This is a genomic window from Oceaniferula spumae (assembly GCF_042849255.1).
GTDB classification, from domain to species: domain Bacteria; phylum Verrucomicrobiota; class Verrucomicrobiia; order Verrucomicrobiales; family Akkermansiaceae; genus Oceaniferula; species Oceaniferula spumae.
In genome coordinates this window covers 1,635,594-1,649,861 of the sequence record NZ_AP026866.1, presented here as the reverse complement: position 1 = coordinate 1,649,861, position 14,268 = coordinate 1,635,594, and the positions used below count along the sequence as shown (strand labels likewise).

Sequence of the window (14,268 nt, the reverse complement as noted above, 5' to 3'; positions counted from 1 at the left end):
ACAACTTAATCTTAACACTTCAAAATCTATATTATGAGCGTTGAAAACAATCTGCGTGAACTCTTCGGGGTCAATGAAAAACCTGAGCAGTTCGACCACGTCGCCATCACTGTCGCCTCACCGGATATCATCCGTAGCTGGTCCAGTGGCGAGGTGCTCAACCCTGAGACAATTAACTACCGGACCTTCAAGCCTGAGAAAGGCGGTCTGTTCTGCGAACGCATCTTCGGTCCCACCCGTGACTGGGAGTGTGCTTGCGGCAAATACAAGCGTATCAAACACAAAGGCGTGGTCTGTGACCGTTGCGGTGTGGAGGTCACTCTCTCCCGCGTGCGTCGTGAGCGCATGGGCCACATCGAGTTGGCCGTGCCTGTTTCCCACATCTGGTTCTACAAGTGTATGCCCAGCCGTATCGGTCTCGTCCTCGACTTGGCCGCCCGCCAGCTGGAACGTATCATTTACTACGAGGACTACGTGGTGACCGACGTCGGAAGCTCCGAGCTCGCGCTTGGTCAGCTTCTCAGTGAACACGAACTCTTCGATGCCGAGGACGCCTACGGTGAAGGAAACTTCAAAGCCGAGATGGGTGCCGAAGCCCTCCAGTCACTCCTCAGCCAGGTAAAACTGGGTGAACTTACCGTGCAACTGGAAGAGGAAATGCAGAACACCCGTTCCAAGCAGACCAAGAAGAAGCTCGCCAAGCGTATCAAACTCGCTCGCGGCTTCGACCAATCTAACACTCGCCCTGAGTGGATGATCATGAACGTGCTTCCAGTCATCCCACCGGATCTTCGTCCGCTGGTGCCATTGGAAGGTGGTCGCTTTGCTACATCTGATCTGAATGACCTCTACCGTCGTGTGATCAACCGTAACAACCGTCTTAAGAATCTTCTTAAGCTGAAGACTCCGGACGTGATTATTCGTAACGAGAAGCGCATGCTTCAGGAGGCTGTCGACGCCCTCTTTGACAACGGCCGCCACGGTCGTGCCGTCACAGGTGCTGGCAACCGCGCGCTGAAGTCGCTCTCCGACATGCTGAAAGGTAAGGGTGGACGTTTCCGTCAGAACCTTCTCGGTAAGCGAGTCGACTACTCCGGTCGTTCCGTCATCGTGATTGGACCTGAGCTGAAGCTCGGCCAGTGTGGTCTTCCTAAGAAGATGGCTCTGACCTTGTTCGAACCATTCATCATCCGTCGCTTGAAAGAGCTTGGCTACTGCCATACCGTGCGCAGTGCCAAGAAGATGATCGATCGCAAGACCACCGAGGTCTGGGATATCCTCGAAGAGGTGACCAAAGGCCACCCGGTGATGCTGAACCGCGCACCTACTCTGCACCGTCTGTCCATTCAGGCATTCGAGCCAGTGCTCATCGAGGGTTCTGCCCTCCGTGTTCACCCGCTGGTTTGTACTGCTTACAACGCTGACTTCGATGGTGATCAGATGGCCGTGCACGTGCCACTTTCTATCGAGGCACAAATGGAGGCTCGCCAGCTGATGCTTGCGCCTAACAACATCTTCTCACCTGCTTCCGGTAAGCCGATCACGGTTCCTTCACAGGACATCATTCTCGGTTCCTACTACCTCACCTACGCACGTCAGTTGACTGCGAAGGAGCTTGAGGCGCAGAAGGAAGTGCACCTGCCCCTGTTTGAAAATACCACAGAGGTTGAGTACGCCATTGCTTCACGCAAGGTGGGCTACCACGATTGGATCCGTCTCCGTAACCCCGATTACAACGACGGCAAAAAAGCCTACGGTGACCCTGAGCCAAAGATCATCCGCACGACTCCTGGTCGTGTCCGCTTTAACGAAATCTGGCCTTCCGGTCTTGGTTTCATCAACTTCAACGTTGGTAAGAAGCAAATCGGTGACATCATCTGGCGCTGCTACCAAGTCGCTGGTCAGGCCGGCACTGTGCTGGTTCTGGACGATCTCAAGAGCCTCGGTTTCAAGGAAGCGACCCGTTCCGGTATTTCCATCGGTATCATCGACATGGTGGTGCCCGAGGAGAAGAAGCCAGAACTCGTCAAGGCCTACGCCGAAGTCGAGAAAGTCACCAAACAGTATCGTAACGGTGTCATCACTGACAACGAGCGCTACCAGCAGGTGATCGATATTTGGACCCACGCTTCCGATAACATAGCGGACGCCCTCTACCGTAAACTGGAACACAACGAAGGCGACAAGCTCGTCAACCCGCTGTTCCTCATGGTGGACTCCGGTGCTCGTGGTAACAAGCAGCAGATTAAGCAGCTCTCCGGTATGCGCGGTCTGATGGCCAAGCCGTCCGGTGACATTATCGAACGCCCGATTACCTCGAACTTCCGTGAAGGTCTCTCCGTGCTGGAATACTTCATTTCCACCCACGGTGCGCGTAAAGGTCTTGCCGATACCGCTCTGAAGACAGCTGACTCCGGTTACATGACCCGTAAGCTGGTCGACGTTTCCCAAGACGTCATCGTCTTTGAAGAAGACTGTGGCACCGTCAACGGAATCACCGCCATCCCAATCATCGAAAACGACGAAGAGGCAGCCTCCCTGGCATCACGCATCTACGGTCGTGTCTCCGGTGAGAAAGTGGTCGACCCCGTCAGTGGCGATGTCGTTCTCGAAATCGGTCAGATGATCGGTGAAGAGGAAGCGAACAAGATCGAGGAACTCGGCTTTGAGCGTCTCAAGATCCGCTCCACACTTACCTGTGAAGCAGACCGCGGTTGCTGTCAGCAGTGCTACGGCCTGAACCTCGCTTCTGGAAAACTCGCCAAGATTGGTGAAGCAGTCGGCATCATCGCCGCCCAGTCCATCGGTGAGCCCGGAACCCAGCTGACCATGCGTACCTTCCACGTGGGTGGTGTGGCATCGTCCTCGTTCAAACAGCCTATCATCAAGGCCAAGAACGCTGGTATCGTTGCTTACAAAGACGTGCGCGCTGTTAAGGACGCCGACGGTAACTTCGTTTCCCTCAACAAGAAGGGCGAAATCGTGATCAAGAACAAGGACGGCCTCGTGCTCGAGTCCTACAACTTGGTGATCGGTTCCGTGATCTCTGTGCCAGACGGTGAGTCCGTCAAGAAAGGCCAGACCTTCGTGACATGGGATCCATACAACGTGCCAATTCTCACCGAGAAAGCCGGTAAGGTTGAGTTCCGTGACATGATCAAAGGCATCACCGTTCAGTCCGAGACCGATAAGGAAACCGGCAAGAAGGGTATGGTTGTCACCGAGCACAAAGAAGACCTGCACCCGCAGATCGTCATCGTTGACAAGCAGTCCGGCGAAGTCATCTACAGCTGTTCCATTCCTGTGGGCGCTCACCTTTCCGTCAAGGAAGGTGCCAGTGTCGTCGGTGGTGCACAGCTCGCCAGAACTCCACGTAAGATCGCTAAAACTGGTGACATCACCGGTGGTCTGCCACGTATTGCCGAGCTCTTCGAAGCCCGCCGCCCGAAAGAGGCCTGCACCATCGCCAAGATCGACGGTGAAGTTTCCTACGGACCGAACGTGCGTGGTAAGAAGAAAGTCATCGTCACCGATATGGAGACCGGCGAACATGCTGATCACTTGGTGCCAATGGGTAAACACATCATCGTTGGAGAAGGAGACATCCTTCACCGCGGCGACCAGATCACTGAGGGACCTGTCTCTCCGGACGATCTGCTCGAGGCATGTGGATCACAAGCGCTCCAGGAGCACCTTACCAACGAGGTGCAGCGCGTTTACCGTCTCCAGGGTGTGGAAATCAATGACAAGCACATTGAAATCGTCATCCGCCAGATGCTGCGCAAAGTGAAAATCACCGAGCCAGGCGATACCGAATTCCTTTGGGGTGACCAGATCGACCGTACTACCTTCAAGAAGGAGAACGAGTCCGTCGTCGCTCAAGGTGGTAAGGCCGCCGAGTCCGAGCCAGTGCTTCTTGGTATCACCAAGGCATCCCTCGAGACCGAGTCGTTCATCTCCGCGGCGTCCTTCCAGGACACCACTCGCGTGCTGACAGACGCCTCGACCATCGGTCGTGTTGATCACCTCCGTGGATTCAAGGAGAACGTCATCATGGGTCACTTGATCCCTGCCGGAACTGGTTTCCACCAGCACCGTGACACCAAGATTGAGTTCACCGTTGAAGAGCCAGAGCCAGTGAAGGAAGAACCAGCAGAAATCATCGAAGATGGTGAGGGTTCAATCACTCCTGCCACAGACAGCCCGTCTGAGGAAGCCAGTGCCTAACCGCTAAGTCGAAAAATCAACAAGCCCGGTAGTGCCCAGCGCGCTACCGGGCTTTTTTGTTGTTAGGTTATTCGGTAGGGAGGATTTGCCACAATCCTCCGGTTTCGACACTAAACCGGTTTCGAGATTGCTGAGCTGTAAGTATACGTCCCATTATCTCGTATCGATAGAGTTCAGTCAGCCTGCCGTGTCTCATGCTTGAGAGTAACCCAAAACATATGAAGATCCCATTTCCAGCGGCTGCCATCTGTCTGGTGTTTCTCTTTTCCCATGGGACTCCAGCGACTGCTGAAGACACACAGAAGTCTCAGGCCACCACTGCGATTTACTCAGCAGATCAGCGTGTCTTGTTAGTCTCGGTCCAAGGGAAAGAGAGGTTTCGTTACACCTTCAACTTGGGAGGCGCCATCAATGGTATCTACGATCTTGTCATTGCGCCTAAGCAGAATTTGATCGGAGAATCTTTCCAAGGGGAAACAACGGACCGAGTGATCCAGTGGACATATTGGAACTCGCGCTATGAAGCGCTTCCCCACAAGCTCGGCGATGGCGATGTGCGTGCCAACGTCACGATGGAAGGCTGCTATCACGGCGATGCCCTATGCTCTGTGCTCAAGACTCCCGAAAGTGGAGCCACCAAAACACTGGTATTCGAATCTCGCATTGAGCATTGGTTTTACAAAGTTCTCGACCGCCACGGTCGGCCAAAATTTGACACCACATCGCGCTACGAGGTGCTCGATGATGGCAGTCTAAAACTCACACGCACGGTTTTCAGACATCCTTGGACCCTTCACAATGTCACCGAAAAGACGTTTGATGTAGGTAAGCCAAAACGCGAAAAGAAAGAGAAGACACGGTTGATAGCCATCCATCACGGGCCCAAAACCATGACTTCTTATTTCGAGGGGTGGACGCCGTTGAATCGCACGATTCTGCCGATGCAGTCACACGGGCGTGGCGAATTCAAAAAAAATGGCTACCAGTTCTGGCAACCTGAAGAGCTTGGGGGCTGGGCCATGGCCCACTCCGACACCCTTGCGTTTGCGGTCGCTTTCGGTGCCAAACAAATTCCCAAGAACGATCACAAGACGCAGTTGGCATTCAACAAGCTCGACCTGCCACAACACAGGTTGAACATCCTTCTGCCTGCGATAGAAACCAATTGGCCCGAGAATTCATCGTTGACCCAATCCCTCATTTTTATTGTTGGATCTCCCTCTGACGTTAGAGGTCGTGCAGACAAGTTAGTGAAAAGCGTGCCTTTGCCGAAAATTTCAGAGCGGTAATAGCCTGATCATATCTCCTGTTAGTCAGTCATGGCTGACATATCCATATGCAGATTTCAGCTCATGTGCTAGAGTCGGAATATGAAATCATTATGGAAAAACATGGCGATGCTCAGTCTTCTCATCATTACCTCTGCAAACGGAGCCGAGCTTACTGAGAGATCGGTGGAATATAAAGATGGGGACACAGCACTGGAGGGATATGTGGCTATGCCCAAGGACACGGAGGGGAAACTGCCAGTCGTTCTGGTGGTTCATCAGTGGATGGGCCTGACCGATTATGAGAAGATGCGCTGCAAGCAATTGGCGGAGCTCGGATACTTGGCCTTTGCCGTCGATGTGTATGGTAAGGGAGTCCGACCAAAGGACCGTTCGGAGGCCGGAGCGCAAGCGGGAAAATACAAGGGTGACCGTGGTCTTTTCCGCAGTCGTCTAAAAATCGGCTTAGCTGAGGCCTTGAAACTTCCAGAGGCGGATTCTAACAAAGTGGTGGCCATTGGATATTGCTTCGGCGGCACAGGTGTCATCGAGCTGGCACGAAGCGGAGCCGAGATAGGAGGCGTCATCAGCTTCCACGGCGGACTGGACTCACCCACGCCTGCTGATGGAGCCAAAATCAAAGCCCGCGTGCTGGCACTACATGGAGCCGATGACCCTCATGTGAAAGCTGAGGACTTGGCAGCCTTCGAGGAGGAAATGCGCAATCACAAGGTGGACTGGCAGCTGGTCAAATACGGCAACGCAGTGCATGCATTTACCCAGAAAATGGCTGGAAATGATAATAGCAAAGGTGCGGCGTATAACGAGAAAGCAGATCAGCGCAGCTGGAAAGACATGATGATATTCATGCAGCAGGTTTTTAATCTGTAATTAACAGCGGTGAGAATCAGCAACGAACCAGAAGAGGGGCTAGATGAAAATATTCAGAGCCCCAGTGATATTTCAGCACACGGGTGGTGGCAAATTACCAAACGGGTGTGGGCTGAGCTTAAGAAGGATCGTGTCAATTTCACGGCCGCAGGGATCGCCTTCTATCTCATGTTGGCGATGGTGCCAGCGCTGGGTGCGGTCATGTCTATCTATGGACTTGTCGCCGATAGGACTGACGTTGAGCGCCAGTTAGAAGGGGCTAATCAAATCATCCCCGGTGAGGTCATGGATTTGATCGCGGTGGAGCTGAAGCGCCTCGCGGGCAATGATCTGGCAGCCGGTTGGGGGCTGATTCTGGGGCTTGCCTTGGCATTCTGGGGAGGGAGTAAAGCGATGAACGCCCTGATCACCTCCATGAATGTCGCCTACGGTGAGCCTGATGGTCGGAAGTTTGTTAGAAGGAAATCTTTGGAGCTGGGACTCACCGTGTGTGGTGTGTTTTTTGTCATTCTGGTGATGGGTTTGTTTGCCGTTGTGCCAGCGGTCATGGCTTACATTCAGCTGGGTTGGTTCACCGAAGTTCTTATTTCTGTTTCACGATGGCTACTGATGTTTGTGGCCGTGATGACATGGCTGGCAATCATCTATCGATTCGCTCCCTGCCGTCGGAAAGCAAAGTGGCGATGGGTGACTTGGGGGTCGTTCCTAGGAGCCCTCCTCTGGATCCTGGCCTCGGCATTGTTCACTTGGTACACGTCATCATTCGGCGATTACAGCAAGACTTATGGATCGCTGGGCGCAATCGTATTGCTGCTGCTCTGGTTTTACATGACAGGATTCTCGATCATGTTAGGCGCTGAGCTGAACAGTGAGATGGAGCTGCAGACGACCTGTGATACCACTCGAGGCCGCGATCGCCCAATGGGGCAGCGAGGTGCCTATGTGGCCGACCACGTGGCGAGGGAAGATGCTGATACTTAAGGTAAGTTTTGATCAGTCTCCCACGGCCAACTACCCTGCATCCAGTCAGGCGCATCGCCACGAATTCTTTCCCTGAGATATCCAAGGGTGGATTTCATATCGACATTCTCGCGGAATGAAACCTGACGGAATTGATAGTCATTTCCTTCACGAGTGACTTTCCACACAAAGACCGGAGCCTTTTTTCCCGGTGTGTGCATTTCAGTAAATCTCATGTCGATGAACAGCAGAGAGTCCGGGTCGTTGTTGGACCGGATGACTTGATACCACCCTTGCGAAAACCAGATCAGTTTTTGCACCTCGGCGCTTTCTGCGAAGGTTCCCAAGTCTTCGTGCTTAGCAGGAATTTGATCGAATGCCGTGTCGCGGTCGTCCGAATCAAAGATCGACCAGTATCCAATGTGATAGTTTCCCTCGGACTCAGCCACCATTCGCCAGAGGAAGATGTTAGAGAGGGTGGGAGCCGTTACCATTTTTGACGCTGTGATACCTTGCGCGGCGAGTTCCTTTTCAAAATGTTCCCGAGCCAGATCTTTGATGTAGAAGCTGGCAGCAACATAACAGCACAACCAGATCGCCGCCGTCCGTCCGATCCAGGTGCGGGCAGGGGATTCCTTTTTGAAAAACAGCACCAGGATTAGAGCCAGTAACATCGGAACCGTAAAAAACAGATCAATGATCGACATGTTATTCCATGCCACTCGTGCATCGCTGAAGGGTTCGTAAATCTGGGTGCCGTAGGTGGTGAAGCAATCGATGGTCACATGGGTGCTCCATGTTAAAAAAATAAACCAGCCAGCCTGCACGGGCGTGATGCCCTTTTTGTGATGAAGTTTAGCTAACAAATACCCAAAGATAATAGTCGCAGCCAACATCACCAGTAACGAATGAGACAGTCCACGGTGCCAGCCTAGACGATCGAGAGGCTCGAGAAAAGGGGAGGCGATGATGTCGAGATCTGGCAAGGTGCCCCAGAAAAATCCCCAAGCGGGTGCTTTCCACCCCAGCTGCTTGCGCATGGTGATCTCACCGCACAATGCGCCTAGAGTTGCCTGGGTCAATGAATCCATGGGGCATACGCTAGCCAGATGCCGCTAAACGGCAAGGATAGTCACCTCAATACAATCAGGGGTTCTGAGTTACTGAAAGGCGCATGAAACAGTTGGGCTGACCACGCGGAGCGACAGCTGTCACCACGCCACTGGCGTCTGGACCTGTGATGGTGACTCCGGTATCCGTCCAATCCTGTAAATTTTGACTCACTTTGACCTCATACAGAACTCCAGGGCTGGAACCATGGAAGGTCATGCTAAGCTGTTCGCTGTCTACCTGCACCTGTGGCATCTCACCTGCCAGATTGTCATTGGGATTTAAATCCAGGGCGTAGGCCATGAGTAGACTTACCCCATCGTTATTGAGATCATTCCCCAGATCAGTCTGGTGGTTGATATGGTGAGTGAGTAACCAAGTAACTGTTCCATCAATCGAAGTAACGATCATCTCTGAGGGATACCCTTGCCAACTTGGTTGGCTGAATCCACTGCTGTCACTGAGGTAGTAGATCTTAAAATCTACGGCTGAGTTTGCGAATACATACTGACCGAGAGTAGGGGCATCACCTGAAAAATAGGCAGCCGACAATTCATCGCATCCGTTGAATGCTCGGAAGTCGACGGAAGTGAGGTTCTTGGGAAGAAAAATTTCTTTGAGCTTATCACAGCTTGAAAATGTGAAGCTCCCAATCATCGTTAAGCTATCGGGTAGCCAGATTTTTGTTAGGGAGTCACATTCAGAAAAAGTGCTATTCTCAAGAGCGGTTACCCCGTCTGGTATCCTTATTTCCTCAACGGATGAACATGCGTCAAAAGCATTGCGTTTGATGGTGGTGACCGATGAAGGGATATGAATCGTCCTCGCACTCATGCAACCCCTGAATGTAAACGCATCGATCAGTGTGATGCCCTCTGGGATGGTGATCGAGCGAATGCTAGAACATCCATTAAATGCTGAGCTGCCGATGCTGTTCACACTAGCAGGTATTGCTATGTCAGTCAGTTTGCTACATGAGGAAAAGGCGGATATTCCGATCGTTGTCACGCCCGCTGGAATCTCAAATTCAGTGAGGCTTGAGCAGGAGGCAAATGTAAACGGCTCGATGACAGTTTGCTCAGCAGGGAAATCAATCTGGGCGAGACTTGAACAGACGTTGAACGCGCCATAACCGAAATAGCTGATGCTCGAGGGGAGGTTTATAAACTCCAATCTTTGACACCACGTGAAACAGTAGCGTCCGATGTGCGTTACTCCCTCTGGAACGGTTATGCTGAGTAAGTTTGAGCAGTAGCCAAACACGCCTTCCTCGAGTGTGGTTATATTGTTAGGCAGTGTGATGGATCTCAGTTCAGTGCAGTATGCAAAGGCACTTTCTCCGATGTGAGAAACACTATTGGGAATGGTGACTGTTGTTAAGCCGCTACAGTGGGTGAATGCGTCAGCTTCTATCGAGCTTGTGCCCTCTGCCATGCTTACTGAAGTCAACTTACCACATCGGCTAAATGCACCACTGCCCACCGAAATCACGCTGCCTGGGAGTATGACTGTTTCGAGCAAGCTACAGTCGCTAAATGCTTGCTCGCCGACGACAGTAGCACCATCGGCCAAAGAGACCTCGGTAACGGCAGAACATCCATAAAAGGTGCGGGTTCCCATTTCAATAATCGTCCCTGGTAATTGCACGCTGATCAGCATACTGCAGCGGTAAAACGCCTCTTCTCCAATGGAGGCCAAGCCAGAAGAGAAAGACACCTGGGTCAGTGCCCTGCAATTTTCGAAACACCTTTTATCAATGGCAACGACGTTGGGCGGGATGATGATATTTTCAAGTGTGGAGCAGTTAGAGAATGCCTGCTCACCTAACATGGCGACCCCTGAACCCAGAGTGATGGCCTTGAGCGTGTTGCAATAGGAAAAACATTGAGATCCAATGTTTAGGACGCTGTTAGGAATGACAAGGTTATCGAGTATGATGCAGCCGCCGAAGGCATGAGAACCAATTTCCGTAATGCCCTCAGGAAGGTCGATTGAGGCCAGTTTCTTGCAATTGCGGAAAGTGGAATGATTTATCAGGCCGATGCTCGCTGGGAGAGTCACGCTATTTAACTCATCACAGAAAGCAAAAGCGCTGCTTCCGAGCGAAGTGACGCTATTGGGAATGGTAATTTGGGTCAGCGCGGTGCAACTGTAAAATGCACTTGGTCCAATGGTGGTCAACCCCTGAGGCAGGATGATCGTCTCGAGCTCTTCACAGGCAGTGAACGCACCTTCGTCAATGACTTTGAGGCTAGGTGGCAGAGTGATCTGAGTAAGGGAGCGGCAGGCATTAAAAGCATAGGGCTCAATGGTCGTCACTGTAGTCGGTAGACCTACGCTGGTAATACTTGTGCAAGATGAGAAAGAGGAATGACCGATGTGGGTGACAGGCTTAGCCTCGATGTAGGCTGGCACAGAAACATGGCCAGTAGCTGATGTCGGGTAATTGGTGATGGTGACGGATACTCCGTCATCATTCACTTCGTAGTCAAACAGGCCGAACTCATCTGCGTGGAGAGCACTGATCAGAAAGATCATTACCCACAGTCTTGTGAAGGTGGATGAGACAGTGCTGACGAGGGGCTCGCGCATGACTGGTTTTTGTGGGCCGCGACCCCTGACAGGAGATGCTTAGGAAGTGCCGCGGATCAGCTCAGGCATGCGCTTATCGCGCTCGGATTCGCTGACCTGTTCTTGGGATTTGGCACGGGCTTCGGTGAGGGATTTCTCCAGCTCTTTGACACCGGCGTCGGTCACCTTGGTATTCCAGAGGTAGACTTTGAGCAGATTCGGTTTTCCGTGCAGGGATTTGAGTCCTGTGTCTGTCACTGCGGTGTTGTAGAGATTGAGTGACTCAAGATGTTCCAGTCCGCTGAGGGCTTCCAGACTCTGGTCGGTGATGGCTGTGCCGTTCAGCTTGAGCGACTGCAAATTCTTGAATTTTGAAAGCATCGCGACGCCTTTGTCGGTGATCAAAGATGAGCCGAGATCGATTTCAATCACGGAGTCGGCAACGTCATCGAGGATTGCGAGGTCCTCGTCCTTGAAGATCTTGCGGAAACTGACGACCGTGAATGCGAGGTCTGTGTTCTCCTGAGAAATGTAAGTCAGCGAGCCAGGGAACTTCTCGTTGACGTTTTTAAGTGAGGACGCCAGCTGGCTGCGTTTATTGAGGTCAGCATCTTTCTTGGCAGCCATGGCAGCACGCTGTGCTTCTTCCATGCGAGCCCTTTCCTCCGGGCTTACCAGCGAGTCCAATGCCAGCTGAATAGCGGGGGTGACTTCAACTTCACTGAGTCGTGCTTTTTCAGGGGCTCCGATTTTTACCCACCATTCAAGGATCTCGACTTCTTCCTTGGTCAGTTGAGTTTTGCCTTCAGGTGGCATGTGCTGGTCATCATCCATCGGCAGGTGCAGGAAGGAGATGAGGGCACTCTTCTCAAGATCGCCGGGGACCAGACACTCTTCCTCTTCTCCACCATCGAGCATGGCGGCATAGCTATCCAGACGGAGTCCGCTCTTCTGCTTATCCGCGCCGTGACAGCTGATGCATTTCTCTTCAAGAATGTTGTGCACGATGCCGGTGTAGACCACAGGATCGGTATCGACGGGTTTATTTTTCACCTGCTCACGCTGATCGATGATTTTCGAAGGCAGAGCATTCATCGGGTCGCCGTGGGTGATTTCGCCGCCGTGGTGGCCGGCACTCATCATCACGGCACCGCTGGTCAGAAGAAGGATGCCGTAGAGAGGTTTGTAAAACTGGGTGGCGGGTTTGATGTCCGAGGTGTATTTGACGAGAAAGGCGACAATGACCAAGATGGTGAAGATAATGCCATCGCGCTTGTGCTCTTCAATCAGGTCTCCCTCGAAACCACCAGTGAGGTAGAGGCAGTAGCCAAAGACGACCGCGAAGATTCCGGTCGCAGAGGCGAAAAACAGTGCCATTGTCGTGTTTGGCTGGTATTTCCCACGGCTAAGCAGCTTGGCTCCCTCGAGAACAAACACCAGCATCAGAGCTCCGATGGGAAGGTGCAGGAACAGGGGGTGAAAGCGGCCAAGGAAATTGACCCAGAGACCGAGGTTTTCAGCGTCTTTCGGGTTTGCCATACCGACCTCGCCAAAGAGAGGCATAATGGCCACGCCGAAAATGGCGAGAATGCCGAGGAGAAGACAAATCGGATAAAATTTCTTTTGCAGGGAGTTGTGCATGGGGATGGTGTTTTCAGTAGCTCGAGCCATGGTGAGGTGGTTTACTAATCATTATCGAACCAACTTTCAAGCAGGCACATGATAAAGTAATATTATGTCGGATTTGGGCGATATTTTGCGAAAATCTGGATAAAATACGATAGAAAGCGACCCGATAAGCGTAAAATAAGCACTTGAAATACTGATTAAAGGCGGCAGTTTTTCAATCACCTCCTGCCATGAAGCAGCAACCACCATTCCTCCCAAGAAAATCCAGCCCCTCGATGCTGTATCGGGCGTGGGTTTTCGTAGGGTTGTTACTGATGTCCGTGCCAGTCACGGCGCAGCCCAAAGAGGCGTATGATCTAGCCCCGGTGAATTACAGTAGGGCTAAGGATGACAATACCATCACCCGTCTCCAGGCCGCGATGGACGAGCAGCGCCGGACTCTGCCGGGCAGCGATTCCCGACAAATCCTCAAGGCTCTTCTAGATGAACTGAATATTCCCGTCGCTTCCCAGACCTTGGTTTTTTCCAAGACCAGCAAACAGCGCGATCTGATAAGCCCGACAAATCCACGGGTGCTCTATTTCAATCAGGACTTCTATGTCGGTTACGTGCCAGGTGGCATCATTGAGGTGATCGCCTGTGACGATCTGAAAGGCATGATGTTCTACAGCTTTGATACCTCGCTACCTCAGGAAAAGCGTCGATTTGAACGAACGACCACCTGCCTCAGCTGCCACTCGAATGCGAACACGCACGATGTTCCGGGTCTATTGGTTCGTTCGGTTTACCCGGAAAAAGACGGCCAGCCACTTCTGGATTGGGGTTCGTTCATCACCACGCCTGCCAGCCCGATGTCTGAGCGATGGGGAGGGTGGTATGTCACTGGTAAACATGGCGATGACAAACACATGGGAAACAAGTGGATGACTCTATCTACTGACGGGAAAAAGCAATTTCGGGAGCAAGACGGTCAAAACGTCCAAGACCTCAGCGACTACCTCAATACCGATGCCTACCTCACGAACACAAGCGACATAGTTGCCTTGATGGTGATGGAGCACCAGATCGAGGTGCATAACGTTCTATCGTCGGTTAGAATGAATTACCTCCGGCGGGTTTATCTCAGCAGGGCAATGCATGATGGCCAATTTGATCCAAAGGACGAGTCATCCGCAAAGATGATCCGGACGCATGTCAGTGAAGTTCTTAAAGCTCTGCTCTTCGCTAACGAAACGCCATTGCTTGGCGATGGAGTGCAGGGATCGGAGGCGTTCACCCAGGTGTTCAGCAAACGAGGAAAATCATATAACGATTGGTCACTGCGCGATCTCCGGCTGCAAAAACGAATGTTCAAATACCGCTGCAGTTACATGATCCATAGTGCCTCATTCAAGATGTTGCCGGAACCGGTCAAATCCGAGACACTTCGCCAATTGCACGCGATTCTAACGAAAGACCTCAAATTATCGGGGCTTCCAGAGTTAAGCCGTCGGGAAAAGGAGCGGATCCACCTGATTCTTCTCAATACCCATGAGGGGTATCAAAAAGCAGCGTCCGAAGCACCCTGAGATGCTTATATAACAGACATTGGGGGCTGCTGTCTGCTAGATGT

The 14,268-nt window shown here is 52.2% G+C and carries 8 protein-coding genes; 5 read left to right on the top strand and 3 right to left on the bottom strand.

Translation table 11 applies throughout. The annotated features are described in order from the left end of the window. Nucleotides 1–33 precede the first annotated feature (33 nt). From rpoC to ACSPJT_RS06870, 4 genes are all read left to right on the top strand, one after another. Nucleotides 34–4,227, top strand: a complete 4,194-nt coding sequence (gene rpoC, locus ACSPJT_RS06885; RefSeq protein WP_435895632.1) for a DNA-directed RNA polymerase subunit beta' — start codon at nt 34–36, stop codon at nt 4,225–4,227. A gap of 218 nt (nt 4,228–4,445) precedes the next feature. Further along, nucleotides 4,446–5,516: a hypothetical protein gene (locus tag ACSPJT_RS06880; RefSeq protein ID WP_435895631.1), complete on the top strand. Its 1,071-nt coding sequence runs from the start codon at nt 4,446–4,448 to the stop codon at nt 5,514–5,516. Between the two features lie 102 nt (nt 5,517–5,618). Then, complete coding sequence (locus tag ACSPJT_RS06875) at nt 5,619–6,386, top strand: dienelactone hydrolase family protein (protein WP_435896188.1); 768 nt, start codon at nt 5,619–5,621, stop codon at nt 6,384–6,386. Between the two features lie 9 nt (nt 6,387–6,395). Then, a complete protein-coding gene (locus ACSPJT_RS06870; protein WP_435895630.1) occupies nt 6,396–7,367 on the top strand; it encodes a YihY/virulence factor BrkB family protein in 972 nt (323 codons plus the stop codon). Here ACSPJT_RS06870 and ACSPJT_RS06865 read toward each other — a convergent pair. Genes ACSPJT_RS06865 through ACSPJT_RS06855 form a run of 3 tightly spaced genes read right to left on the bottom strand, consistent with a single transcriptional unit; the run spans nt 7,364 to nt 12,698 of the window. Continuing rightward, nucleotides 7,364–8,437 carry a metal-dependent hydrolase gene (locus tag ACSPJT_RS06865; RefSeq protein ID WP_435895629.1) on the bottom strand — a complete coding sequence of 358 codons (1,074 nt, stop codon included), beginning with the start codon at nt 8,435–8,437 and terminating at the stop codon, nt 7,364–7,366. The two genes, ACSPJT_RS06870 and ACSPJT_RS06865, sit on opposite strands and share 4 nt — an antisense overlap. Nucleotides 8,438–8,492: 55 nt before the next feature. Then, nucleotides 8,493–11,048, bottom strand: a complete 2,556-nt coding sequence (locus ACSPJT_RS06860) for a leucine-rich repeat domain-containing protein (protein ID WP_435895628.1) — start codon at nt 11,046–11,048, stop codon at nt 8,493–8,495. Between the two features lie 39 nt (nt 11,049–11,087). Beyond that, entirely contained in the window at nt 11,088–12,698 is a 1,611-nt protein-coding gene (locus ACSPJT_RS06855) for a c-type cytochrome domain-containing protein (protein WP_435895627.1), read from the bottom strand. Nucleotides 12,699–12,886: 188 nt separating this feature from the next. Here ACSPJT_RS06855 and ACSPJT_RS06850 point away from each other — a divergent pair, with 188 nt between their 5' ends. Next, nucleotides 12,887–14,224, top strand: a complete 1,338-nt coding sequence (locus ACSPJT_RS06850; protein ID WP_435895626.1) for a hypothetical protein — start codon at nt 12,887–12,889, stop codon at nt 14,222–14,224. The last annotated feature ends 44 nt before the right edge of the window (nt 14,225–14,268 follow it).

Bases quoted from the DNA above. Each gene is read 5' to 3' on its own strand.
- rpoC (WP_435895632.1), top strand. From the start codon at position 34: ATGAGCGTTGAAAACAATCTGCGTGAACTCTTCGGGGTCAATGAAAAA.
- ACSPJT_RS06880 (WP_435895631.1), top strand. From the start codon at position 4,446: ATGAAGATCCCATTTCCAGCGGCTGCCATCTGTCTGGTGTTTCTCTTT.
- ACSPJT_RS06875 (WP_435896188.1), top strand. From the start codon at position 5,619: ATGGCGATGCTCAGTCTTCTCATCATTACCTCTGCAAACGGAGCCGAG.
- ACSPJT_RS06865 (WP_435895629.1), bottom strand. From the start codon at position 8,437: ATGGATTCATTGACCCAGGCAACTCTAGGCGCATTGTGCGGTGAGATC.
- ACSPJT_RS06860 (WP_435895628.1), bottom strand. From the start codon at position 11,048: ATGCGCGAGCCCCTCGTCAGCACTGTCTCATCCACCTTCACAAGACTG.
- ACSPJT_RS06855 (WP_435895627.1), bottom strand. From the start codon at position 12,698: ATGGCTCGAGCTACTGAAAACACCATCCCCATGCACAACTCCCTGCAA.
- ACSPJT_RS06850 (WP_435895626.1), top strand. From the start codon at position 12,887: ATGAAGCAGCAACCACCATTCCTCCCAAGAAAATCCAGCCCCTCGATG.